At 72.6% G+C, this 24,552-nt stretch carries 20 protein-coding genes and 1 tRNA gene; 14 read left to right on the top strand and 7 right to left on the bottom strand.

Annotated features, from left to right (window positions below):
- Positions 1-299 precede the first annotated feature (299 nt).
- Complete coding sequence (locus PYR72_RS11130; RefSeq protein ID WP_275455171.1) at positions 300-2,261, top strand: helix-turn-helix domain-containing protein; 1,962 nt, start codon at positions 300-302, stop codon at positions 2,259-2,261.
- Positions 2,262-2,328: 67 nt separating this feature from the next.
- The gene (locus tag PYR72_RS11125) at positions 2,329-2,499 is read left to right on the top strand and encodes a hypothetical protein (RefSeq protein ID WP_275455170.1); all 171 of its coding nucleotides are present in this window, start codon (positions 2,329-2,331) and stop codon (positions 2,497-2,499) included.
- A 52-nt stretch (positions 2,500-2,551) separates the two neighbouring features.
- Here the strand turns inward: PYR72_RS11125 and PYR72_RS11120 are convergent, their stop codons facing one another.
- Positions 2,552-3,769 (bottom strand): glycoside hydrolase family 64 protein, encoded by a 1,218-nt coding sequence (locus PYR72_RS11120; RefSeq protein WP_275455169.1) that lies wholly within the window; start codon positions 3,767-3,769, stop codon positions 2,552-2,554.
- A 493-nt stretch (positions 3,770-4,262) separates the two neighbouring features.
- Here PYR72_RS11120 and PYR72_RS11115 point away from each other — a divergent pair, with 493 nt between their 5' ends.
- The 3 genes from PYR72_RS11115 (at position 4,263) to PYR72_RS11105 (ending at position 6,276) form a co-directional block, all read left to right on the top strand.
- Positions 4,263-4,520, top strand: coding sequence for a WhiB family transcriptional regulator (locus tag PYR72_RS11115; protein ID WP_275460381.1), 258 nt, complete (start codon positions 4,263-4,265; stop codon positions 4,518-4,520).
- Positions 4,521-4,742: 222 nt separating this feature from the next.
- Positions 4,743-6,083: an SDR family NAD(P)-dependent oxidoreductase gene (locus PYR72_RS11110; RefSeq protein ID WP_275455168.1), complete on the top strand. Its 1,341-nt coding sequence runs from the start codon at positions 4,743-4,745 to the stop codon at positions 6,081-6,083.
- A gap of 120 nt (positions 6,084-6,203) precedes the next feature.
- Positions 6,204-6,276 (top strand) — tRNA-Trp (locus PYR72_RS11105).
- A 22-nt stretch (positions 6,277-6,298) separates the two neighbouring features.
- Here the strand turns inward: PYR72_RS11105 and PYR72_RS11100 are convergent.
- The 4 genes from PYR72_RS11100 to PYR72_RS11085 form a co-directional block, all read right to left on the bottom strand.
- Positions 6,299-7,276: an acyl-ACP desaturase gene (locus PYR72_RS11100; RefSeq protein ID WP_275455167.1), complete on the bottom strand. Its 978-nt coding sequence runs from the start codon at positions 7,274-7,276 to the stop codon at positions 6,299-6,301.
- A gap of 224 nt (positions 7,277-7,500) precedes the next feature.
- On the bottom strand, positions 7,501-8,277 hold the full coding sequence (gene ddaH, locus PYR72_RS11095) for a dimethylargininase (RefSeq protein WP_275455166.1): 777 nt from the start codon (positions 8,275-8,277) through the stop codon (positions 7,501-7,503).
- Positions 8,278-8,448: 171 nt separating this feature from the next.
- Positions 8,449-10,080 carry an ABC-F family ATP-binding cassette domain-containing protein gene (locus PYR72_RS11090; RefSeq protein ID WP_275455165.1) on the bottom strand — a complete coding sequence of 544 codons (1,632 nt, stop codon included), beginning with the start codon at positions 10,078-10,080 and terminating at the stop codon, positions 8,449-8,451.
- Between the two features lie 314 nt (positions 10,081-10,394).
- On the bottom strand, positions 10,395-10,811 hold the full coding sequence (locus tag PYR72_RS11085) for an SsgA family sporulation/cell division regulator (protein WP_275455164.1): 417 nt from the start codon (positions 10,809-10,811) through the stop codon (positions 10,395-10,397).
- 318 nt (positions 10,812-11,129) lie between these two features.
- Here PYR72_RS11085 and PYR72_RS11080 point away from each other — a divergent pair, with 318 nt between their 5' ends.
- From PYR72_RS11080 to PYR72_RS11070, 3 genes are all read left to right on the top strand, one after another.
- Positions 11,130-12,176, top strand: a complete 1,047-nt coding sequence (locus PYR72_RS11080; RefSeq protein ID WP_275455163.1) for an oxidoreductase — start codon at positions 11,130-11,132, stop codon at positions 12,174-12,176.
- Between the two features lie 118 nt (positions 12,177-12,294).
- Entirely contained in the window at positions 12,295-12,984 is a 690-nt protein-coding gene (locus PYR72_RS11075; RefSeq protein WP_275455162.1) for an endonuclease V, read from the top strand.
- Positions 12,985-13,112: 128 nt separating this feature from the next.
- The gene (locus PYR72_RS11070) at positions 13,113-13,259 is read left to right on the top strand and encodes a hypothetical protein (protein WP_162471715.1); all 147 of its coding nucleotides are present in this window, start codon (positions 13,113-13,115) and stop codon (positions 13,257-13,259) included.
- 35 nt (positions 13,260-13,294) lie between these two features.
- Here the strand turns inward: PYR72_RS11070 and PYR72_RS11065 are convergent, their stop codons facing one another.
- A complete protein-coding gene (locus PYR72_RS11065; protein ID WP_275455161.1) occupies positions 13,295-14,473 on the bottom strand; it encodes a saccharopine dehydrogenase NADP-binding domain-containing protein in 1,179 nt (392 codons plus the stop codon).
- Between the two features lie 329 nt (positions 14,474-14,802).
- On the opposite strand from PYR72_RS11065, the gene PYR72_RS11060 reads away from it, so the two are divergent.
- The 3 genes from PYR72_RS11060 to PYR72_RS11050 are packed head-to-tail and all read left to right on the top strand — an operon-like array spanning position 14,803 to position 19,509.
- Positions 14,803-16,032, top strand: coding sequence for a CaiB/BaiF CoA-transferase family protein (locus tag PYR72_RS11060; protein ID WP_275455160.1), 1,230 nt, complete (start codon positions 14,803-14,805; stop codon positions 16,030-16,032).
- Positions 16,033-16,078: 46 nt separating this feature from the next.
- Entirely contained in the window at positions 16,079-17,293 is a 1,215-nt protein-coding gene (locus PYR72_RS11055; RefSeq protein WP_275455159.1) for an acetyl-CoA C-acetyltransferase, read from the top strand.
- A gap of 41 nt (positions 17,294-17,334) precedes the next feature.
- Positions 17,335-19,509 carry a 3-hydroxyacyl-CoA dehydrogenase NAD-binding domain-containing protein gene (locus PYR72_RS11050; RefSeq protein ID WP_275455158.1) on the top strand — a complete coding sequence of 725 codons (2,175 nt, stop codon included), beginning with the start codon at positions 17,335-17,337 and terminating at the stop codon, positions 19,507-19,509.
- A 200-nt stretch (positions 19,510-19,709) separates the two neighbouring features.
- Here PYR72_RS11050 and PYR72_RS11045 read toward each other — a convergent pair whose 3' ends face one another.
- A complete protein-coding gene (locus PYR72_RS11045) occupies positions 19,710-20,441 on the bottom strand; it encodes a MerR family transcriptional regulator (RefSeq protein ID WP_275455157.1) in 732 nt (243 codons plus the stop codon).
- 224 nt (positions 20,442-20,665) lie between these two features.
- Between PYR72_RS11045 and PYR72_RS11040 the strand changes: the two genes are divergently transcribed.
- From PYR72_RS11040 to PYR72_RS11030, 3 genes are all read left to right on the top strand, one after another.
- Positions 20,666-21,142 carry a hypothetical protein gene (locus PYR72_RS11040; protein WP_275455156.1) on the top strand — a complete coding sequence of 159 codons (477 nt, stop codon included), beginning with the start codon at positions 20,666-20,668 and terminating at the stop codon, positions 21,140-21,142.
- A gap of 110 nt (positions 21,143-21,252) precedes the next feature.
- The gene (locus PYR72_RS11035; protein WP_275455155.1) at positions 21,253-23,217 is read left to right on the top strand and encodes a Xaa-Pro dipeptidyl-peptidase; all 1,965 of its coding nucleotides are present in this window, start codon (positions 21,253-21,255) and stop codon (positions 23,215-23,217) included.
- Entirely contained in the window at positions 23,214-24,479 is a 1,266-nt protein-coding gene (locus PYR72_RS11030) for a M14 family metallocarboxypeptidase (protein WP_275455154.1), read from the top strand. The genes PYR72_RS11035 and PYR72_RS11030 overlap by 4 nt, the downstream gene beginning before the upstream one ends.
- Positions 24,480-24,552: the final 73 nt, after the last annotated feature.

Below are 24,552 nucleotides of genomic sequence, written 5' to 3'. Positions count from 1 at the left end.
GTCCCCCCGTCGCCGGTTCGCCCGGCGAGGAAGATCTTCGGTGGCCGGAAACCGAAGGACAAGAGCGGCACGGCAAGTTGGCACGCCTGGAACGCGGTCCACGCCCTGGACTGGGAGAACGCGCAGCGCTGGAACGCCACCGCCGCCGGTGAGGGGCCCTGGCGCACGGTCCGCCCAGGCAGAGGGAGGGGTTCTGCGGCGGCGAACCGGCGTTCGACAGTGGCGCATACTGTGCGCACGGCTGCTGGGGGGCAGCCCCGTACCGGACCGATGCTGTGGCAGAGAACCAGGGGAAGCGCATGGCCCAGGCGTCGCATCGCAAGCAGCTCGGGGCCCTCCTCGAAGACCTCAAGCAGCGCAGCGGGCACAGCTATCAGTGGATCGGCCAGAGCGTCCGCGCCAGCAAGTCGACCGTGTACCGGTACTGCACCGGGCAGATCGTGCCGCCGGACTTCGCCACGGTCGAGCGCATCGCGAAGGCGTGCAACGCCGGGCGGGCCGAGATGACGGCACTGCACCAGCTGTGGATGGCCGCGTCCGCCGGCCCGGACGAGGCGCCGTCCGATGCCGGCGACGAGGCGTCGTCCGACGCTCGGGACGAGGTGCCGTCCGACGGCCAGGACGAAGTGCCGTCCGCCGCCGCGGAGGAGACACGGGACGGCCTCCCGGACGAGGCTCGCGACGACGTTCCGGACGCGGCTTCCGACGGCCGTCCGGACGACGTCGGGGACGACCTCCCCGAGCGCCCCGAGCGCCCCGGCGGCCCCGTTCCCACCGGATCGGGTGTCCTCACCGGACCGGGTGTCCCCGCCGGATCGGGTGTCCCCACCGGACCGGGTGTCCCCGTCGGCACCAACTCCCCGACCGCCGGGCCCACCCGCCGCGTGCCACGGCAGCGAAGACGCTCGCTGCTTCTGATGCTCTCCGCGCTGATGACCCTGGTGGTGGCGGTGACCGCAACGGGCAGCAGCCCGGCCGACCGTGACGCCTCGTCAGGGTCGGCCGAGCAGTGGATACCCGGCCCCGCCTGGGTGAGCGCCCCGGCCCCCGTACCGTCCACCCTCTTCGGCGTCACCCTCAACAGCACCACGGGCACCATGCCGTCGTTCCGGACCGGCGCGGTGCGCCTGTGGGACAGCGACACGCGCTGGTCCAACATCCAACCCCGGCGGGGCGAGTTCGACTGGAGCGTCCTCGACCGGCTGGTCGACGGTGCCGAACGGGCCGGTCTGCCCGCACTGTTCGTCATGGGCGGCACCCCGAGCTGGGCCAGCCCTGACGGCCCTGTCGCCCCCTACGCCGACGGCTCCCGGGCCGCGCCCCCCGACCGTCTCGCCGACTGGGACACGTTCGTGCGCGCCCTGGTCGAGCGCTACGAGGGCCGCATCGAGGCGTACGAGCTGTGGGTGCTGGCGAACGACCCGCGGTTCTACGACGGCAGCGTGCGGACGCTGGTCGAGATGGTCCGCAGAGCCGGCCGGACGATCCGGGCCGCCGACCCGGACGCCACCGTCGTGTGCCCCGGCATGGGGCGTCTGTGGGACCCGGAGGCCGTCCGCGTGCTCGAACGCTTCGCGGAACTCGGCGGATACCGCCACTGCGACGTCGCGGGCGTCAAGCTGTACCAGCGCACGGCTTCCGATCCCCCGGAGACCATGCTCGCGCTCACCCGCACCGTCGACCGGATCCTGCACCACGCCGGGGTCCATCCCCGTCTGTGGAACACCGGCACCATGTACGAGATCCCCCTCCAGAAACCTCTGGGCCGCCGCCGTGCCGCCGACTACGCGGTGCGCTTCTACCTCGTGGGACTCTACGCACGGAACGCCAACGTCGAGCGCATGTACTTCTACAACTGGGGCGGCACCAAGATCCCCATCGTGCTGCAGGCCGAGGGCGGTGCGCCGACCCAGGCGGCGCTGGCGGTCGAGCGACTGCAACGCTGGCTCGCCCACGCCCGGATCCACTCGTGCGGCCACGGTCTGGCCTCGGGCCTCGGCGACAACGTGTGGGAATGCCGGTTCACCGTGACGGGGTCCCGGCTGCGTCACGAGGCCGCCATCCGCTGGACCGACTCCGGCACCGCCGTCACGACCGCCGAACCGGGCCTGGCCGCCGTGCACCGCCTCGACGGCACGGCGACCCCCGTACGGCCCGGCGACACCATCACCCTCACCGAGCAGCCGATCCTCCTCGAAGAGCACCCGCGAAGTCTCAGACCGGTGCGCCGGGAACCGTCCCGGTCGGGCGGGCGGGCCTGACGCCGGCCCGCCCGACCGGACCGCGGGCGCGCTTCCGCGTGCCCGCCCGCCTCAGTAGCCTGCGCGCATGGACCTTCTCGCCGGTGTGCTCGTGATCGTCCTCGGCCTCCCGCTGATCGGCCTGGTGAGCCTCAAGGTCGCGAACGGCCGCCTCCAACGGACAGGCATGGCGATCTGGTTCATGGGCTCACCGGTGCTCCTCGTTCTCGGCGGATGGCTGATCCTCCGGGCCCTCTGAGCGTCGAGGCCCCGGCCGGCAGGTGCCGGCCGGGACGCTCGCCGTGAGGCGTTCAGGCGCCCACGGTCACCGTGAACCGGCGCGGGTTGCCGTCGTGGGCCGCGCCCGACACGTCCGGCTGGCCGTCGGGGCGTACGTCGTCGTAGGGAAAGGCGTATCCGATGGGCGAGTTGGCGTGCACCACCCGGGACCAGTGGTTCGTCACGGTCCCCCGGTAGTAGTCGGCCGTCGTCGTCCCGTTCGGCTGGGTGGGGTGGGTGAGCATGATCGAGCGGTTGAAACCGGCGGCGAGCCTGGCGAGCAGCGCCTTCTTGGTGTCGGGATCACCGGGGTTGTTGGCGAACGGGCCGTGGTTGCAGGTGAAGATGTCCTTCGAGGCGGGCCGGGCGAAGGAGTGCCCGCCGGCGAAGGTGAGCGTGTCGCCGACGACGCGGCCGGCGAGGACGCCCCGCCCGCCCTGGAGGTCGATCCGCAGGTCCGTGCTCCGGTACTTCTCCCACACCTGGTTGACGTAGGCGTCCCAGTAGGTGCGGAACGGCATCCGGTCCGGCTGCCCGAAGTACGGCGCCATCAGGTTCTGCGGGGAGATGACCCGCAGCACCCTGCCGTCGCCGCCGCGGATGACGAGCCGGTCCCACGGCTGCCCGTCCCGCGCCGACTGCGCCACCAGATCCGCCGCGATCCGGCCCACCGCCCCGTCGGGCAGCGGCGCGACCGTGTGCGTGCCGTCGCCCTCCAGGGTCAGCCCGATCGGCAGGGCCGTCACGAGGTCGACGTAACTGATGTTGGCGAACAGCTGCGTGGAGTTGAAGGTGAACTCGCAGAACGACCAGGTCTTGCCGTAGTTGGGGTCGGCGGGTGTCGCGAAGGCCGGCTCGACCAGTGCCGGGCCCGGGTTGAGGAAGAACTGCAGGGTGCTGTCGCGCACGAAGTAGATCCGGGCGCCGAACATCTGAGGGAGCGTCAGCACGGTGGGCGCCGAACCCGCCGCGCCGAGCGGGATCGCGCAGTCGACCGGCAGGGGCGTCTGCGGCGCCGCGGGCGAGGACGGCCGGTAGACGTTTCCGTCGGCCCGCAGCAGCACCCAGGCGCCCGTCGCCTGTTCGTGCCCGGTGACGTACGCCCGGACCGTGCCCGGCAACGAGGCGTTGCGCAGCGCGAGTTGGCAGGTCGCGGGGGCGGCCTGGGCGGGTGCGCCGAAAGCGCCCCCGAGGGCGGTCGCGCCGACGGCGGCAGCGGTTCCGGACAGGAAGATACGGCGGGAGATCACGATGGCCTCCTGGCACGTGGGGGAGTGGAGGCACAGCGGACGGGGCCCCTGCTGTGGTGCCCCCACTGTTCCCAGGGGACGTTGAGCCGTCAAGAGTTATGACTGAGAGCGCTCTCAAGACTTTTGTGTCTTCATGAGATGACGACAGGCCGGACGATGTCCGGACCCCGTCCCGGTCGACCGGAACTCAGTAACGCCTGGACACTGTTCAGGAGCGGTGCGAGGGCTCGTTTCCTGTCCCCGCCGAGTCCGGCACCGTCCACGGACGACCGCCCGCCCCTTGCCCCGACGCCCGCGTCCCGGGAGGAGGCCCGCGCTCCGCACGGACGTCGCCCGGCGCGCCGTCGTGCGCCGCCGCACCGACTCCGGGGAACATGCGGGGCGCGAGGCCCGGGGGACCGGTCTCCTGCGCCGTCCGTCACCGCGGGCGACGGACGGCTGCGGCCCTGGTGTTGATGGCGCGTTGATCGAACGTTTTTCGGCGCGCGGCACGATGCCGGACATGCACAACGACACGATCACCCCGATCGACAGCGCCTGGCAGGAGCGGGCGCTGTGTGCGCAGACGGGGGCCGACTTCTTCTTTCCCGAGCCCGGCAGTTCGGTGCGCGAGGCCAAGCGCATCTGCGGGATGTGCGAGATGCGCACCGAGTGTCTCGCGTACGCCCTGTCCCACGACGAGCGGTTCGGCGTCTGGGGCGGACTCTCCGAGAAGGAGAGGCTACGGCTGCGCCGCGCCGAGAGCGGCTGACCCGACGGCACCACGTCCCACGCGCCCCGGCACACCGCCGTCCCACAGCCGTCCTGCCGCTCTCCCCGTGAACTGCCTCCCGCCGTAAGCCCGTCGGTGACAAACCGGTGGGCCCTGACCAGGACGGTCGCATAGGATCCGGGCACGCTTGCGACGGCCGTGCGGCCGGACGGTTCAGCGGAACGGGGCACAGGGCGCGGGACACGCGGGGCGGGGGCACGCATGGGCGAGAGCGGCGGTATCACCGAGGAGGAGCTGGCGGCCTTCCACCGTACGGTCGGCCGGCTGCGGGCGCTGCCCGTGGACGACCCCGTGCGGCTGCGGACCGAGCGGGTCGCCGCCTCCTTCGTACGCAACGGCTGGAAGCGCCGGCGCCAGGCGCTCGACGCCGCGCGGTCCGCCGCGGACGCCGCCGTGACGGCCGCGACCGCCACCGGCGCCCCGGAGCGGCGCGAGGACGCCCCGCTGTCACCACGAACGGCGGGCGGCGGGGGAGTGCTCCACAGGTCGCAGCACTGCTATGTCTGCAAGGCGTCCTATCGACACGTCGACTCCTTCTACCACCGGCTGTGCCCGGTGTGCGCCGCCGACAACACCGCGCGGCGCGCGCTGAGCACCGACCTGAGGGGCCGCCGTGTGCTGCTCACCGGCGGCCGGGTGAAGATCGGCTTCCAGCTGGCGCTGATGATGCTGCGTGACGGCGCCGACCTGCTCGTCACCAGCCGCTTCCCGCACGACACGGTACGCCGCTTCCGGGCCGAGCCCGGATCCGAGCAGTGGCTCGACCGGCTGACCGTCGTCGCCGTCGACCTGCGCGACCCGCGTCAGGTGCTGGGCCTGTGCGAGCAGTTGCGGCAGGAGGGCGAGCCGCTCGACATCCTGGTGAACAACGCGGCCCAGACGGTACGCCGGCCACCGCAGTCGTACGCGCTGCTGGCCGGCGCGGAGCTGGACGCACTGCCCGAAGGTGCGCGGCAGGCACCCGGGTTCACACCGATGCGGATGCTGGAGAACGGCGCCGCCGCCCTGCCCGTCGCGCTGCGCGAGGCCGACGAGGCCGGGCTGCTGCCCGACCCCTCCCCGGAGAACTCCTGGTCCGCGCGGCTCGGTTCGCTCGACCCGGCGGAGGTCCTGGAGACGCAGCTGGTCAACTCCCTCGCCCCCGCGCTCCTGTGCGACCGGCTGCTGCCGCTGCTGCTCTCCTCGCCGCGCCCCCGCCGGTACGTGGTCAACGTGACCGCCGTCGAGGGTCGTTTCGCCGTACGCAACAAGACGGCCGGGCATCCCCACACCAACATGGCCAAGGCCGCGCTCAACATGCTCACCCGCACCAGCGCGGCCGAACTCGCCGACCAGGGCGTGCACATGTGCGCCGTCGACACCGGCTGGATCACCGACGAGAACCCGGCCCCGAAGAAACAGCGCATCGCGCGGGCCGGTTTCCGCACCCCGCTCGACATCGTCGACGGCGCGGCCCGCGTCTACGACCCGATCGTGCGCGGCGAGGCGGGCGACCCGGTGTCGGGTGTCTTCCTCAAGGACTACCGGGAGGCGGAGTGGTGAGCCGGCCGGGTCCGTGCCACGCCATCACCGGCCGGGGCAACGGGACGACGACGGCAGGCAGGTGACGGCAGGCAGGTGAATGCAGGCAGGTGAATGCAGGCCCTAGGATGGCCCGCAAGGCGGGGCGTAGCGCAGAGGCAGGCGCGCCGGTCTCCAAAACCGGAAGACGTCGGTTCGAATCCGGCCGCCCCGCCCCTCACGTCAGTCGACGCCGGTCAGGCCCCGGCGCGCGCCGCCATCCGGGCCTTGCGGGCGGCGAGCTTCTCGTCGAACTTGGCGGCCTCCGCGTCGAGTCCGCCCATGTAGAGACCGAGCTCCTCCTGGGCCTTCATGCCCTCGGGGCCGAGGCCGTCGATCTCCATGATCTTCAGGAAGCGGATGACGGGCGCGAGGACGTCGTCGTGGTGGATGCGCATGTTGTAGATCTCGCCGATGGCCATCTGCGCGGCGGCGCGCTCGAAGCCGGGCATGCCGTGGCCGGGCATGCGGAAGTTGACGACGACGTCGCGGACGGCCTGCATGGTCAGGTCGGGGGCGAACTCGAACGCGGCCTTGAGCAGGTTCCGGTAGAAGATCATGTGCAGGTTCTCGTCGGTCGCGATGCGGGCGAGCATGCGGTCGCACACGGGGTCACCGGAGTGGTGGCCGGTGTTGCGGTGCGAGACGCGGGTGGCGAGTTCCTGGAAGGCGACGTACGCGACCGTGTGGAGCATCGAGTGCCGGTTGTCCGACTCGAAGCCCTCACCCATGTGGGACATACGGAACTGTTCGAGCTTGTCCGGGTCGACCGCGCGCGAGGCGAGCAGGTAGTCGCGCATCACGATGCCGTGCCGGCCCTCCTCCGCGGTCCAGCGGTGCACCCAGGTGCCCCAGGCGCCGTCACGGCCGAAGAGGGTGGCGATCTCGTGGTGGTAGCTCGGCAGGTTGTCCTCGGTGAGCAGGTTCACCACCAGGGCGATCCGGCCGACCTCGGTGACCTTCGACTGCCCCTTCTCCCACGCCTCGCCGTCCTCGAAGAAGCCGGGGAAGTTGCGGCCGTCGCTCCACGGCACGTACTCGTGCGGCATCCAGTCCTTGGTGACCTTGAGATGCCGGTTGAGCTCCTTCTCGACGACTTCCTCCAGCGCGTACAGCAGGCGTGCGTCGGTCCATTCGCTGGACGGGCTGCCGAGATGGGGAGAAGTGATCGACACAGGTGCTCCAGGGGGACGAACTGGGGTTTGTCTTCCGGCCGGCCACGGGCGGGTGACCTGAACCTACGGCATCGTAGGCTACGAATCCGTAGGTTACGATGCCGTAGGTTAAGGGTGCTGTAAAGAGTGCTGATCAGCGGGGTTCCGCAGGGCTTCGGCGGGTGTGCCGAAGGCCCCGTGGAGCCGCAGGTCCCGGGGCCGGAAGCGGTGCGGGGATCACCCGCTCAGACGTACAGATCCCGCAGCCGCACCGAGAGGCATGTCACACAGCCCTCCAGCTTCTCGAACTCGCCGATGTCGACCACGACCGGCTCGTACCCGAGGTCGGAGTACATCTCGGCCGTCTTCGGCGCGCTGGCCGCCATCAGCAGCTTGTCGCCGCCGAGGAGCACCACGTGCGCGCCCGCCTCCTCGGGCACCGGCAGGAAGCGCCCGAACAGCGAGGGCGTGTCCATCTTCGGGATGTGCCCGACGACCGTGCCGTCGGGCAGCGCGGTGACCGCCGACTTCAGATGCAGCACCTTGCTCACCGGCACCGAGACGACCCGCGCCCCCAGCGGCTCGAACGCGGCCCGCAGCTGCTGTACCCCGGCCGCGTTGGTGCGCCCGCCCCGGCCGACGAACACGGTGTCGCCGACCTTGAGGACGTCGCCGCCCTCCAGCGTGCCGGGCTCCCAGACCCAGTTCACCGAGCAGCCGAGCGCGGCCACGGCCTCCTCGATCCCCTCGGTCTCCTCCCGCCGGGACTCGGCTCCGGGGCGCGCGATCAGGGCCACGTTCTTGTACATCACCACGGTGTCCTCGACGAACACCGAGTCCGGGCAGTCGTCGGCCGGCTCCACCTCGATCGTCTCCCAGCCGTGCTCGCGCAGGGCCTTCCCGTACGCCTCCCACTGCTCGACCGCGAGGTCGACGTCCACCTCCGTGCGTTCGACGTGGGTGACGAGGCCCTCGGCCAGGCGGGGGCTCGGACGGCGGACAAGGGCTTTCCTGCTGGGCACGTGGGTGACTCCGAATCGAACGACGGTTTTCCGGCGCCCGTGAAGCGGCGCCGGTCCGCCATCATGCAGCCCCGGCCCAGGCGGACAAAACCCCCGGAGCCAGGCTGTGGCCCTCCTGAGATACTCGGCGGTAGCCGGCCTCGGCCCCGGCGCCCCCGCCGGCCGGCCCGGTCAGCCGGCCGCCTCGATCTCCTCGGGCGTCGTCATCCGCAGCTCTCCCTCCTCCATCAGCAGCCACCGGGTGATCCCGATGGACTCCAGGAACGGCAGGTCGTGGCTGGCCACGATCAGCGCCCCCTCGTACGACTCCAGCGCGGTCGTCAGCTGCCGCACGCTCGCCATGTCGAGGTTGTTCGTCGGCTCGTCCAGCATCAGCAGCTGCGGGGCGGGCTCGGCGAGCATCAGGGCGGCGAGGGCGGCCCGGAACCGTTCCCCGCCGGAGAGGGTCGCCGTCGGCTGGTCGGCGCGGGCGCCCCGGAACAGGAAGCGGGCGAGACGGGCCCGGATCCGGTTGTTGGTGGCGTCCGGCGCGAACCGGGCCACGTTCTCCGCGACGGTCAGCCCGTCGTCGAGGACGTCGAGCCGCTGCGGCAGGAACCGCAGCGGGACGTGCGTCCTCGTCTCGCCGCCCACGGGCTCCAGCTCGCCCGCGATCGTCCGCAGCAGCGTGGTCTTGCCCGAGCCGTTGCGGCCGATCAGCGCGACCCGCTCCGGCCCGCGCAGATCGAGTCCGCCCCTGACCCGGGCGCCGTACCGCAGCTCCAGGTCCAGCAGGGTGAGGACGGTACGGCCCGGAGGGACGGCCGTGTACGGCAGCTCGACGCGGATCTCGTCCTCGTCCCGTACGGCCTCCACCGCCTCGTCCAGGCGTTCCTTCGCCCCGGCGAGCCGCTCCTCGTGCAGGATGCGGTGCTTGCCCGCGGACTCCTGGGCCGCCCGCTTGCGTGCCCCCGCCACGATCTTCGGTACCCGCTTCTGGTCCTGCATCTTCTGCCCGAACCGCTTGCGCCGGGCCAACTTGACCTGTGCGTCGACGAGTTCGCGCTTCTGCTTCTTCAGATCGGACTCGGCGACCCGCACCATCCGCTCGGCCGCCTCCTGTTCGGCGGCGAGCGCCTCCTCGTACGCGGAGAAGTTGCCGCCGTACCAGGTCACCTCGCCGTCGTGCAGATCGGCGATCTGGTCGACCAGGTCCAGGAGTTCACGGTCGTGACTGACCACGACCATCATCCCGGACCAGGACGCGACGGCCTCGTACAGCCGGCGTCGCGCGTACAGGTCGAGATTGTTGGTCGGCTCGTCCAGCAGGAGGACGTCCGGCCGGCGCAGCAGCAGTGCGGCCAGGCGCAGCAGCACCGACTCGCCGCCCGAGACCTCGCCGATCGTGCGGTCCAGGTCGACGTGGCCCAGGCCGAGTTGGCCGAGGGTCGCCAGGGCGCGTTCCTCCACGTCCCAGTCGTCGCCGACCGCCGCGAAGTGCTCCTCGGCCACGTCACCCGACTCGATGGCGTGCAGCGCGGCCCGGGCGGCGGTGATACCGAGCGCCTCGTCGACCCTCAGGCCGGTGTCGAGCGTGACGTTCTGCGGGAGGTAGCCGATCTCGCCGGCCACGCGGACGGTGCCGTCGGTCGGCACGAGTTCTCCGGCGATCAGCTTCAACAGGGTTGATTTCCCTGAGCCGTTGACGCCGACGAGCCCGGTCCTGCCGGGTCCGAACGCGATCTGCAGATCGTCCAGGACGGGGGTGCCGTCGGGCCAGGCGAACGACAGGGACGTGCAGGTGAGAGAGAGGGGAGTAGACATGAGCGACCTCGCGGGTGAGGGAAGCGGCCAGGGGGGCGACGCGTTCGAAACACCGCGGGGCGACACGACGAGAGGCGGGAGGAAAGCCCGCTGTCGAAAGGACGGCTCGTACGCCGAGGTCGCACGCAACGCACACAGGAGGCCGGGATACGGCAGGGTGTGTGACGCGGTGTCTCAGGACCTCAGACGAGCAACGTCCTTCTCCAATCGGCGGCAACAGGACCGTGAACCAACGTACGGAGCGGGCCGGAAGGCTGTCAACGCATTAACGCGCTGCCCCGTCCGGGACGGCGCGCGTGCCGGGGGACGGGCCCTCAGCAGGCGTCGCGCATCAGCTGGGCCAGGTCGTGGTCGAGGTCGACGTGGTGGTGCTCCAGGCCCAGCGGCACCAGGTCGATCGTCCCGTCCAGGAAACGCCGTACCTCCCCGGCGTGGACGTGCACCACGGCGGTCCCCTCGGGCGCGTGGAACTCCAGGACCAGCCGCTCGTAGCCGTACGGGCGCACGCGTACGTCTCCGTGGCCGACGGACTCCTCCATGCCGGTCACCAGCAGTTCCCGGGCGAAGGTCCAGCAGACCTCGACGCCCTCCAGGGTGGCCGGGGCCGGGAAGGTCATACGGACGGCGAAGGGGTCGCTGCGGTCGTAGTGGAGCGTGGCGGGAATGCTCGGCATCCGCGGCGCGGCGGCGACGAGACGGGCCTCTACGGGCTGCTCGATGACGGTGGACAACGCCTTGCTCCCTCGTGACGTGTGGACGGGCTCCGGAGTGACGGGTGGACGGGCTCGGACGACTGGGGCCGGGCACTGCAGAAGACGCCGGATCGGGCCGATCCGTGCACAGGAGGGCCGAGTGACCTCTGTCACCGAGCCCAATCACCGACGTGATCGATTTCTCGTCCCGTGTTCCCGGCGTATGGGAGAGGACACCGGGCGCCGCCCGCCGGTTCCCGGCCGAGGCCATCTGGACGGCATCCGGCCGGTGCACTAGCTTCGCCCGCCATGAGGGGCTTGGGGCAGTCGAGACGGATGAGTTGGACGAGTCGGACGATGGCGACGGGCCTGGCCGCGGCGGCACTCGCCGCCGCCCTGGCGGTGCCCGCCCAGGCGCACGGTGAGGGCCGGCCACCGCACTGGGAGGAGAAGCGGACCGGCACCGACGCGCGCTTTCGCGGTCTGGCCGCCGTCAGCCGGAACACGGCGTGGCTGGCGGGTTCCGCGGGGACGGTGCTGCGGACCGGCGACGGGGGCAGGACCTGGCGCGACGTCTCACCGCCCGGTGCGGGGGAGCTGCAGTTCCGGGACATCGAGGCGTTCGACGCGCGCAGGGCGGTCGTGCTGGCCATCGGGGAGGGCGAGGCCTCCCGCGTCTACCGCACGGACGACGGCGGCGCGACCTGGACCGAGTCGTTCCGCAACACCGATCCGCGCGCCTTCTACGACTGCCTCACCTTCTTCGACCCCCATCACGGACTCGCCATGAGCGATCCGGTCGACGGGAAGTTCCGCATCCTGTCCACGAAGGACGGGGGCCGCTCCTGGTCGGTCCTGCCGAACGAGGGCATGCCCCCGGCCCTGGAGGGCGAGGCGGGCTTCGCCGCGAGCGGGCAGTGCCTGGTCTCCTCCGGCCCGCGTGACGTCTGGATGGCGACCGGCGAGGCCGCACGCGCGCGGGTGCTGCACTCCGCGGACCGCGGACTGACCTGGACGGCGGCCGACACCGGCGTCCCGGCGGGCGACCCGGCCCGGGGCGTCTTCGCCCTCGCCTTCCGCGACCGGGCGCACGGCATCGCCGTCGGAGGCGACTACCGCGCCGACCAGCCGTCCCCGCGGGCCGCCGCCACCACCGGGGACGCCGGGCGCACCTGGAAGCCCGCCGCGCAGCCGCCGCCCGCCTACCGCTCGGGGGTCGCCTGGCTCCCGCACAGCCGTACGACCGCCCTCGCCGTCGGCCCCACCGGCACCGACGTCACCACCGACGGCGGGCGCACCTGGCGCACGGTCGACACCGGCTCGTACGACACCGTCGACTGCGCACCGGACCGCGGCTGCTGGGCTGCGGGGGAGAAGGGGCGCGTGGCCCGGCTGGAGAACTGATCGCCACGGGGCCGGTCCGGCGCCGCGGGGCCCCCTGGCCGCCGGCCCCGCGCGCCCTCGGCGACAGCGGGCCCCGAACCGCCCCGCCGTGCCCGGGGTGCGTACGCTCGTCGGCACCATGACGACCGTACGCATCCCGGCGGGCTGGCCCGCCACCGCAGAGCAGGCCCTGGCCGTGCAGGACGAGTTGCGGGGCCGGGTGGTCCTCGACGAGACCGGTCCGCCGCCCGGCACCGGCCATGTCACCGGCGTCGACGTGGCCTACGACGACGAGCGGGACGTGGTCGCGGCGGCGGCCGTGGTGCTCGACGCGGCGACGCTGACCGTGGTCGCCGAGGCCACGGCGACCGGACGGGTCTCCTTCCCGTACGTCCCCGGACTGCTCGCGTTCCGTGAGATCCCGACCGTGCTGGCCGCGCTCGACGCGCTGCCGTGCGATCCCGGGCTGGTCGTCTGCGACGGCTACGGCCGCGCCCACCCGCGCCGCTTCGGCCTCGCCGCCCACCTGGGCGTGCTGACCGGCCTGCCCACGATCGGCGTCGCGAAGAACCCCTTCACCTTCACCCACGAGGAGCCGGGCACCCCGCGCGGCAGCGCCGCCCCGCTCCTCGCGGGCACCGAGGAGGTGGGGCGCGCCCTGCGCACCCGCGACGGCGTCAAGCCGGTCTTCGTCTCCGTCGGCCACCGGGTGGGCCTCGACAACGCCTGCGCCCACACCCTCGCCCTCACCCCGGCCTACCGCCTCCCGGAGACCACCCGCCGTGCCGACTCCCTCTGCCGCCGGGCCCTGCGGGAGACGGCCGGCTGAGCCCCGGCACCGGGGTGCGGGCGGGCGCCGGAGCGCCCCTCGTGCGTAGGTACGGAGCTGATACCTGAGTACGAACTGAGTACATGTACGGATGCCGGCGCACCGTCATGATCGGCAGGCTGTGCCCCATGACGACGCACCGAGCACCGAAGCCCGCCCCCGCCCCCACCCAGTCCGTCGAACGGGTCGTGACGGCCGGGCTGCTGCTCGCCCTGATCGCGGGACTGGCCTGGATCGCCGGGATGGTCTACACCCTGACCGGATGGGCCCAGTAGGTCCCTCCCGGACCCGCCGGGAGGGACCGGTACCGCTACCGGGACGCCGCCACCCGGAACGTGATGCCCGCCGCGCGCAGCCGCTCGATCAGCGTGTCGCCCATCGCGACGGCTGTGGTGACCTGCCCCGCCGTGGCCGGCAGGTCGTCGAGGGCCAGGCACAGCGCGGACTCGGCGAACATCTTCGCCGTCTCGCCGTACCCGGGGTCGCCGCCCGCGACCTCCGTGAAGACCCGGCGCCCGCCGCCCTCGCCCACGAACCGCACCGAGAACCAGCTCTTCGCCCGCTTCTCCGCGCTCGGCCCCTCACCCGGCTTGAGCCGGTCGCCCAGCCAGCGCCGCACCGGCGGCACCTGCGCCGCGGCGACGACCGCGCCGACGAACGCGACCCCGCCCACCGCGTAGGGCAGCGTCTTCACGGCCGCGTAGTGCCGGTAGCGGAAGTCCGGCCCGTAGCACCGCAGGGCGCGCGCCGAGCGCTGCACCACCTGCGCGTCGATGGTCGGCAACGGCAGCGCCCACGCCCCGACCTCCTTGGCGAACCGGGGCCCGCTCACCGGCGCGTACGCCCGCCGGCCCACCGTGCGCGGCTCGTGCCGCTTGCGGTCCTGCGCGGCCGCCATCGTCTGCCGGGCGCGCGAGAACCCGGTGAGGGCCGAGTGGAACGTGCCGCCCGAGAACATCCCCTCGGCGCGCACGAAGCCGTCCACGGTGATCGGCACGTCCTCGGGGAGCTGCCGCACGGTGAAGTACGCGCCCAGGTCGTGCGGTATCGAGTCGAAACCGGCCGCGTGCACGATCCGGGCGCCGGTCTCCCGCGCGCGGGCGTCGTGCCGGACGAAGGTCAGGTCGACGAACTCGGGTTCACCGGCGAGGTCCAGGTAGTCGGTGCCCTCGTCGGCGCAGGCGGCCACCAGCTCCTCGCCGTGCGTGATGTACGGGCCAACGGTCGTGGCCACCACGCGGGTCTGCCGGGCGAGTTCGCGCACGGCACGCGGGTCCGACCCGTCCGCCAGGAGCACGCCGATCCCCGCGCCACCGGGCAGCCGCTCGCGCAGCGCCGCGAGCTTGTCCGCGTCGCGCCCGGCGATCGCCCAGCGCAGCCCCTCGGGCGCGTGCGCGGCGAGATACTCCGCGGTGAGTTCCCCGACGAACCCCGTCGCCCCGTAGAGCACGACGTCGTACGCCCGATCCGCCCTGTTCTGCCCGCTCATCGCACCCCTCAGCACTCGCCCACGCGCCGTTGTCGGTCGCTGAGGCTAGCGTGAGGGACGAGCAGCCGAGCGCGCGGGACCCGGAGGTGGCCGTGACCCTACCCAGGAACGCCCTGAAAAGCGGCAGAAGGTACGCGAGTTCGCCCCCGGCCGGGTGCGCGTGCCGCTGGAGGAGAAGGGCCCCACGGTCGCGGAGCGCGCGTGCTGACACCCCGCGGGACTCCGGGCACCATGACTAAGCGTTTGCTCATTCGGGGCTTGTGCCGAGCGGACCCCGTTCCTAACATCACTGGTGTTACATCATGTGTGTCACAGAGCATGGGGGCTCGATGACGGTGGCGAAGGCGCCCGGGCACGGCCCGCTCGCCGGTGTGCGCGTGGTGGAACTCGCGGGCATCGGACCGGGACCGTTCGCCGCCATGCTCCTCGCCGACCTCGGCGCCGACGTCGTCCGTGTCGACCGGCCGGGCGGCACGGGCCTCGCCGTGAACCCCCTCTACGACGTGACCAACCGCAACAAACGGTCGGTGGTCGTCGACCTGAAGTCCCCGACGGGCCCGGACCTCGTCCTCGATCTGGCCGAGCGTGCCGACATCCTGATCGAGGGCTACCGCCCGGGCGTCGCCGAGCGCCTCGGCGTCGGCCCCGCGACCTGCCACGCCCGCAACCCGGCGCTCGTCTACGGCCGGATGACCGGCTGGGGCCAGCAGGGCCCGCTCGCGCACCGCGCCGGACACGACATCGCCTACATCGCCCTGACCGGCGCCCTCGGCATGATCGGCGCCCCGGACGCCCCGCCGCCCGCCCCCGCCAACCTCCTCGGCGACTACGCGGGCGGCTCCCTGTACCTCGTCGTCGGCGTCCTCGCCGCCCTCCACCACGCCCGCGCGACCGGCACCGGCCAGGTCGTGGACGCGGCCATCGTCGACGGCACCGCACACCTCTCCGCGATGCTCCACGGCATGCTGGCCGCCGGCCGCTGGCAGGACCGCCGCGCCGCCAACCTCCTCGACGGCGGCTGCCCCTTCTACGGCACCTACGAGACCGCCGACGGCCGGTACATGGCGGTCGGCGCCCTGGAGCAGCAGTTCTACGACGAGTTCGTGGAGCTCCTCGGCATCGCGGACCGGGCCCCGGCCCGCAAGGACGTGGCCGCCTGGGACGAGCTGCGCGCGACGGTCGCCGCCCGCTTCGCCACCCGTGCGAGGGACGAGTGGACGGCCGTCTTCGAGGGCTCCGACGCCTGTGTGGCCCCCGTCCTCTCCCTCGGCGAGGCCCCGCACCACCCGCATCTCGCGGCCCGGGGCACCTTCACCGACTTCGGCGGCATCACCCAGCCCGCCCCCGCGCCCCGCTTCTCCGCCACACCCACCTCGGTGCGCGGCGGACCCGCCCAGCCGGGCGCCGACACGGCGGACGTGGCCCACGACTGGGGCATACCGGGCCTGACGCACGACGCCCGCGCCGAGCACGGCCCGTCGCCGGACGTCTCCGCCACCGACGCCACCGACGCCACCGACGAGGGCGCGCCGGACGCGTCCGTGAAGGACACCGCCTGACCCCGGCCCCCGGGCCGCACCCTCCCGCACTGGAAAGGCCAGACTCGTGAGCACCGAAGCGTACGTGTACGACGCGATCCGCACCCCGCGCGGCCGCGGCAAGGCCAACGGCTCCCTGCACGGCACCAAGCCCATCGACCTCGTCGTCGGCCTGATCCACGAGGTCCGGCGCCGTTTTCCCGGCCTCGACCCGGCCGCGGTGGACGACATCGTGCTCGGCGTCGTGGGCCCGGTGGGCGACCAGGGCTCCGACATCGCCCGGACCGCCGCGATCGCCGCCGGACTGCCGGACACGGTCGCCGGCGTCCAGGAGAACCGCTTCTGCGCCTCGGGTCTGGAGGCCGTCAACCTGGCCGCCGCCAAGGTCCGTTCGGGCTGGGAGGACCTGGTGCTCGCCGGCGGTGTCGAGTCGATGTCCCGGGTGCCGATGGCCTCCGACGGCGGAGCCTGGTTCAACGACCCGATGACCAACCTGGCCGTCAACTTCGTGCCGCAGGGCATCGGCGCCGACCTCATCGCCACCATCGAGGGCTTCTCCCGGCGCGATGTCGACGAGTACGCGGCCCTGTCCCAGGAGCGGGCGGCCGCCGCCTGGAAGGACGGCCGCTTCGACCGCTCCGTCGTCCCCGTCACCGACCGCTCCGGGCTCGTGGTCCTCGACCACGACGAGTACATGCGGCCCGGCACGACCGCCGACTCGCTCGCCAAGCTCAAGCCCTCGTTCGCGGACATCGGCGACCTGGGCGGCTTCGACGCGGTGGCGCTGCAGGAGTACCACTGGGTGGAGGAGATCGACCACGTCCACCACGCGGGCAACTCCTCCGGCATCGTGGACGGCGCCTCGCTCGTCGCCATCGGCAGCGCGGAGATCGGCGAGAGGTACGGGCTGCGCCCGCGCGCCCGGATCGTCTCCGCCGCCGTCTCCGGCTCCGAGCCCACCATCATGCTCACCGGCCCCGCCCCCGCGACCCGCAAGGCCCTCGCCAAGGCCGGGCTGACCATCGACGACATCGACCTCGTCGAGATCAACGAGGCGTTCGCGGCCGTCGTCCTGCGCTTCGTGCGGGACATGGGCCTCTCGCTCGACAAGGTCAACGTCAACGGCGGCTCGATCGCGCTCGGCCACCCGCTCGGCGCGACCGGCGCGATGATCCTCGGCACCCTCGTCGACGAACTGGAGCGGCAGGACAAGCGGTACGGGCTGGCCACGCTCTGCGTGGGCGGCGGCATGGGCATCGCGACGATCGTGGAACGCGTCTGAAACCCCGGCGGAACCAAGAGACTTCTACGGAGACCCCCGCTATGACCGAGAGCACCACCATCCGCTGGGAACAGGACCGCACCGGCCTGGTCACCCTCGTCATCGACGACCCGAACCAGTCCGCGAACACCATGAACCAGGCGTTCCGCGACTCCCTCGCCGTCGTCACCGACCGCCTGGAGGCGGAGAAGGACACCGTTCGCGGCGTCATCATCACCTCCGCCAAGAAGACCTTCTTCGCCGGCGGCGACCTCCGCGACCTCATCAAGGTCACCCCCGAGACCGCGCAGGCACTGTTCGACGGCGGCCTGGAGATCAAGCGCAACCTGCGCCGCATCGAGACCCTCGGCAAGCCCGTCGTCGCGGCGATCAACGGCGCGGCCCTGGGCGGCGGCTACGAACTGGCCCTCGCCTGCCACCACCGCATCGCCCTCGACGCCCCCGGCTCGAAGATCGGCTGCCCCGAGGTCACCCTCGGCCTGCTGCCCGGCGGCGGTGGTGTCGTGCGCACCGTCCGTCTGCTGGGCATCGCCGACGCCCTGCTGAAGGTGCTGCTGCAGGGCACCCAGTACAGCCCGCGAGCCGCCCTGGAGAACGGCCTGATCCACGAAGTGGCCACCACCCGGGACGAGTTGCTGGACAAGGCCCGCGCCTTCATCGACGCCAACCCCGCGTCGCAGCAGCCCTGGGACCGGCCCGGCCACCGCATCCCCGGCGGCACCCCCTCCCACCCGAAGTTCGCGGCGAACCTGCCCGCCTTCCCCGCCACCCTGCGCAAGCAGACGGGCGGCGCCCCCTACCCGGCCCCGCGCAGCATCCTCGCCGCCGCCGTCGAGGGCGCCCAGGTCGACTTCGAGACCGCCCAGGTCATCGAAGCGCGCTACTTCGTGGAACTGGCGGCGGGCCAGACGTCCAAGAACATGATCCAGGCCTTCTTCTTCGACCTCCAGGCCGTCAACTCCGGGGCGAACCGCCCCCAGGGCATCGAGCCCCGCCAGGTCCGCAGGGTCGCCGTCCTCGGCGCCGGGATGATGGGCGCCGGCATCGCCTACTCGTGCGCCCGCGCCGGCATCGACGTCGTCCTGAAGGACGTGACGCCGGAAGCGGCCGCGAAGGGCAAGGGGTACTCGGAGAAGCTCTGCGCCCGAGCGGTCGCCAAGGGCCGCACCACGCAGGACAAGGCGAACGCCCTCCTCGCCCGCATCACCCCCACCGCCGACCCGGCCGACCTCGCGGGCTGTGACGCGGTCATCGAGGCCGTGTTCGAGAACACCGAGCTGAAGCACAAGGTCTTCCAGGAGATCGAGGGGGTCGTGGCCCCGGACGCCCTGCTCTGCTCCAACACCTCCACCCTCCCCATCACCGAGCTGGCCGAAGGCGTCGTGCGCCGGTCCGACTTCATCGGCCTGCACTTCTTCTCGCCCGTCGACAGGATGCCGCTCGTCGAGATCATCAAGGGCGAGCAGACGGGCGAGGAAGCCCTGGCCCGCGCCTTCGACCTCGTCCGCCAGATCCGCAAGACCCCGATCGTCGTCAACGACTCGCGCGGCTTCTTCACCTCCCGGGTCATCGGGCACTTCATCAACGAGGGCGTCGCGATGGTGGGGGAGGGCATCGAGCCCGCCTCCGTCGAACAGGCGGCGGCCCAGGCGGGCTACCCCGCCAAGGTCCTCTCCCTCATGGACGAGCTGACCCTCACCCTGCCCCGCAAGATCCGCGCCGAGTCCCGGCGGGCCGTGGAGGAGGCGGGCGGCACCTGGGTGGAGCATCCGGCCGACGCGGTCATCGACCGGATGGTCGACGAGTTCGCCCGCCCGGGCCGCAGTGGAGGCGCCGGGTTCTACGACTACGGCCCCGACGGCCGCCGCGGCAAGCTCTGGCCCGGGCTGCGCGAGCACTTCACCAGGCCCGAGCACCGGATCCCGTTCGAGGACATGCGGGAACGCATGCTCTTCGCGGAGGCCCTGGACACGGTCCGCCTCCTCGAAGAGGGCGTCCTGACCTCCGTCGCCGACGCCAACATCGGCTCCCTCCTCGGCATCGGCTTCCCCGGCTGGACCGGCGGTGTCCTGCAGTACATCAACGGCTACGACGGAGGGCTTCCGGGCTTCGTCACCCGCGCGCGGGAACTGGCCGACCGCTACGGCGAGCGGTTCGCCCCGCCGGCGCTGCTGGTGGAGATGGCGGAGAGGGGCGGGCGTTTCGCCGACGCCTGACGCCCCATCACAGACTCGGGGCTTTCGCCCCGGACCCCGTTCGCGCAGTTCCCCGCGCCCCTGCAAGGGGCGCGGGGAACTGCGCGAGAAGCCCCACCGGCCCCGCGGACGGGGGTCAAAGGGGCGCAGCCCCTTGAGGATGGGACGGGTAGGGGCGGCGGGGGCGAGGAAAAGGCCGGGTCAGCACCCCGTCCGGGTCGTCAGGACTCCGCCAGCCACTCCCTCAGCTCGTCTTTCAACGACCGCTGAAACATCGTCAACAATGCCTGCACGAGCAGGGGTTGCATATGCGCGGACAGTGACTTCACGGCCTGCGGATCGCGCTCCGCCACCGCGTCACGGAAGACCCGGGACAACTCGTGCGCCGCCGACCGCGAGTACTCGATCAGCACGGTCCGCGCGGCAAGGATCGACTCCTCGGACAGGGGTACGTCGAGCAGCTCGACACCAAGCCGCAGCAGCCCGGGATCCACCCGAACACCCTCACCGTCCCGCTCGACCACCCCCATCGCGAGGAGCCGCTTCACCCCCTCCGCACCCAGCCGCCGCCCGGCCCGCCGGTCCAGCTCCTCCCGCGTGACCGTCTCCACCGCGTCGGGCGCCCACGAGGCCACCACCGCACGCTGCAGCGCGAGGTCGCGCGGGGTGAGGTCCGGCGGCAGCTGTCCCAGATACCGCTCGATGGCCGCGAGGGTCATGCCCTGCCGCTGCAGTTCCTCGATCAGCGCGAGCCGCGCGAGGTGGTCCCGGCCGTAGTGACCGACCCGGCGGGGCCCGATCACCGGCGGGGGCAGCAGCCCGCGGGTGCCGTAGAAACGGACCGTGCGCACCGTGACCCCCGCTCGCGCGGCCAGCTCGTCCACGGTGAGAACGATCTCCGCGGCGCCCTCGACGGAGCCGCCGCCGGTGCTCTCTCCGGTGTCGGTGGTCATGCACAGCAGTATCGCCGTCCCACCGGCGCCGTGACACCTCGGACGGCCGATCGCAGGTCCGGCCGATTGCAGGTCGTGCCCCGCGCGGTGGCGTCAATCACGGGGACCCTCTCCGTCCGGGGGCGACGGCGTCACGCCGCCGGCCGGTGACGGCGCACGACCACGGGCACCGCTCCCGGGCCGGGGCGCGGTACCGCAGGGAGACGAGCGGGTAGGGCACCGGTATGCATCTGCTCCCCATGGACATCGGCCCGCTGAACCCGGTCGTCGCGGATCTCGTGGTCGCGGCGGGACTGTTCGCGCTCGTGTTCCTCTTCTTCGTCCGCATGGTGCCCCGCGTGCAGCGCGTCCTGGACGAACGGGAGGCCGCGACCAAGGGCACCGAGGCGGAGGCGGCAGCCCTGCGGGCGGAGATCCAGGTCAAGCGCGCGGAGGTGGCACGGACCCGGGCCGAGGCCCGGCACGAGGCCGCCCGTATCCGCCAGCGCGCCCACGAGGAGGGCGCCGCCCTGATCGCCGGGGCCCGTGCCGACGCCCACCGCGCGTGCGCCGACCTGCTCGCCGAGGGCCACGCCCGCCTCACCGAGGACCGCGCCACGGCCGAGGCCGAACTGCGGGCGCACGCACACGTACTGGCCCGCGACCTCGCCGGCAGGATCGTCGGCGAACCGGTCGGGGAGACGGCCCGCCCGCGGCCCTGAGGAGCACGGTCCCCTCGTGGTGGCCCCTTTCCGGCCAGAGCGTGGCCGAAGCCCCGCGAGCACCAAAAGTGCCTCTGTTGCACGGGAGTTGACCGCAGTACCGTCCGCGCATGCGGATACCTGTGCGACGTACACGCTTCACGACCTGGAGATCGCTCGCGACGGCGGCCACGGCCGCCGCTCTCACGGCCTCGTTCCTCACCCCGGCGGTCGCCGGCACTCCGGCCCCCCGCAGGAGCGAACCGGTCTACTCCTACGGCAACGCCATCCGCGAGGCCGTCTGGGTGGACACCGGGCTCGACGCCGACCGCGACGGGAGGAAGGACCGGGTCGCCGTCGACATCGTCCGTCCGAGAGAACCCGCCCAGCGGGGCCGCAAGATCCCCGTGATCATGGACGCCAGCCCGTACTACGCCTGCTGCGGACGCGGCAACGAGAGCCAGCTCAAGACCTACGACGCGGCCGGGAACATCGTCCAGACGCCGCTGTTCTACGACAACTACTTCGTGCCCCGCGGTTACGCGTTCGTCGCCGTCGACCTCGCCGGCACCAACCGCTCCGACGGCTGTGTGGACGTCGGCGGCCGCTCCGACATCCGGTCCGCCAAGGCGGTCGTCGACTGGCTCAACGGCCGCGGCAGGGCGTACACCACCCGCACGGGCACCAAGAAGGCCGAGGCCGGCTGGACCAACGGCCGCACCGGCATGATCGGCAAGAGCTACGACGGCACGATCGCCAACGGCGTGGCCGCCACCGGCGTCGAAGGTCTGGAGACCATCGTCCCGATCGGCGCGATCTCCTCCTGGTACGACTACTACTTCGCCAAGGGCGCCCCCCTCTACAACTCCGGCCCCGACTGGCTCGCCGACTACGTGGAGAGCCCCGAGGCCCGCGCGAAGTGCGGCGCCGTCCAGCGGAAACTCGTCGAAGGTGCCCCGCGCACCGGCGACTGGACCCCGCTGTGGACCGAGCGGAACTACGTCAAGGACGCCCGCAAGATCGACGCCAGCGTCTTCGTCGTCCACGGACAGCAGGACCTGAACGTCCGCCCCCAGCACTTCGGCCAGTGGTGGGACGCCCTCGCCGCGCAGGGCGTCGAGCGCAAGATCTGGCTCTCGCAGACCGGCCACGTCGACCCGTTCGACTTCCGCCGCGCCGAGTGGGTCGACACCCTGCACCGCTGGTTCGACCACGAACTCCTCGGCTACGACAACGGCATCGACGACGAGCCCATGGCCGACGTCGAACGCCACCCGAACCAGTGGCAGACGTCCACGGTCTGGCCGCCCCGCGCGGCGAAGGCCACGACCCTCCGCCCGGGCAAGGGCAGCGCACCGGGCGTCGGCACCCTCGGCCTGCGCAAGGGCTCCGGCACCGAGACCTTCACCGACGACCCGACGCTGAGCGAGACCGACTGGGCCGCGCACGTCGACCGCTCCACCCCCGCCAAGGCGGGCTTCGTCACCGCTCCGCTCACCAAGTCCCTGCGGCTGTCCGGCTCCGGCAAGGTCACCGTCACCGCGACGCCCAGCACCTCCGCCGCCCACCTCTCGGCGGTCCTCGTCGACCTCGGCCCGGACACCATCCGGGACTACGCCGCGGCGGGCGAAGGCATCACCACCCTCACCGAGCGCACCTGCTGGGGACCGAGCACCACCGGTGACAGCTCCTGCTTCCGGGAGACCCGGGCGAAGACCGCCGACGTCGAGTACACGATCTTCAGCCGCGGCTGGGCCGACCTCGGCCACCACGCGTCCGGCACCGGAGCCCCGCTCACGCCCGGCACCCCGTACACGATCACCCTCGATCTGCACGCGAGCGACCACGTCGTCCCGGCGGGCCACCGCCTCGCGCTGATCGTCGCGGGCACCGACAAGGACCTCATCGACCCGCCCGCCGGCACCCCGGCCCTCACCATCGACCTCCGCAAGACCTCCGCGAAGGTCCCGCTGGTCGGCGGTGCCCGAGCCTTCGAGCGGGCCACCACCGGCGCCACGGCCGCCCCCGGGGCCGCCGTCCTCGACGGCGTCCGCGACCCGGGCCGCGCCGCCCGCGTCCCGGGCGGCACGCAATGAGGGCCCGGATCGCGGCACTGATCGCCGGCGCGCTCGCCGCACCCCTGCTGTCGGCACCCGCGTACGCGGCGGACACCGTCCCGCCGCGGACGGCCTTCGAGGAGTCGGGCGGTGCCCGCTGGACCGGACTGTCCGAGGAGCAGGAGTTCCTGGCCGCCGTGGACCGGTCGAGCGACCGGGTGTCGGTCACCCGGATCGGTACGACCGGGCAGGACCGCCCGCTGCGGCTCGTCCGGGTCGGCGCCCGCGCCGCGTCGCGCACGGTCCTGCTCGTCTGCAGCCAGCACGGAGACGAGCCCGCGGGCCGCGAGGCATGCCTCAGCACCGTCCGTGACCTCGCCCACACCAGGGACGAGCGGACCCGGCGGCTGCTGCGCTCCACCACCGTCCTCGTGGTGCCCACGGCCAATCCCGACGGCCGGGCCGCCGACACCCGGGGCAACGCCGACGGCGTCGACATCAACCGCGACCACCTCGCGCTGCGCACGGCCGAGGCCCGGGCACTCGCCGCCGTCCTGCGCGACCGCACCCCCGACATCGTCTACGACCTGCACGAATACGGGGCCACACCCCCGTACTACGACAAGGACCTCTTCGACCTCTGGCCCCGCAACCTCAACACCGACGCGGCCGTGCACGCCGAGGCCCGCACCCTGTCCCTGGACCACGTCCGCCCGGCCGCCCGGGCCGCCGGTCACTCGACCGGCACCTACGGCATCTGGACCGACCCGGTCACCGGCGACCCGATCCGCCAGGTCGCCGGCGACGGCCAGGAACGCATCCTGCGGAACATGTCCGGAATCAAGCACTCGGTCGGACTGCTGATCGAGAGCCGTGTGGATCCGCCGGCGGGCGGCACCGAGGGACCCGCCGACCGCCTCCGCCGGGTGAACTCCCAGCTCGCCGCGTTGCGGGGACTCTTCGACTTCGCCGCCGAACGCGGCCGGCACGTCGACCGGGTCACCGGCGCGGCCCGGCTCGCCGGCCTCCGCGACACCGGCCCGGTCTACCTGGGCGGAGCCGACAACGACCCGGCCGAACCCGCCGAGGTCATCCAGGACCCGCCCTGCGGCTACCGCCTCACCGCACAGCAGTACGAGGACGTGGCCGACGAGCTGGCCCTGCACGGCGTCCGCGCCCGCCCGGGCGGCGACGGCGCGCTCGTGCCGCTGCGCCAGCGGCAGCGCGCGCTCGTGCCGCTGCTGCTCGACGAGCGGGCGCCGTACCACCTGACGGAGGGAGTGCCCGACACGGCCTGTTGAACAAGAAAGGGTCGAGGTCACATGTGATAGGCGTTCCTGGGCAGGAGAGGTTCAGTTCCAGCCACTCTTGAAA

Source organism: Streptomyces sp. VNUA24 (genome assembly GCF_029167005.1).
GTDB lineage: Bacteria > Actinomycetota > Actinomycetes > Streptomycetales > Streptomycetaceae > Streptomyces > Streptomyces scabiei.
The sequence above is the reverse complement of the archived record's forward strand: the minus strand, read 5'-3'. Positions and strand labels throughout refer to the sequence as shown.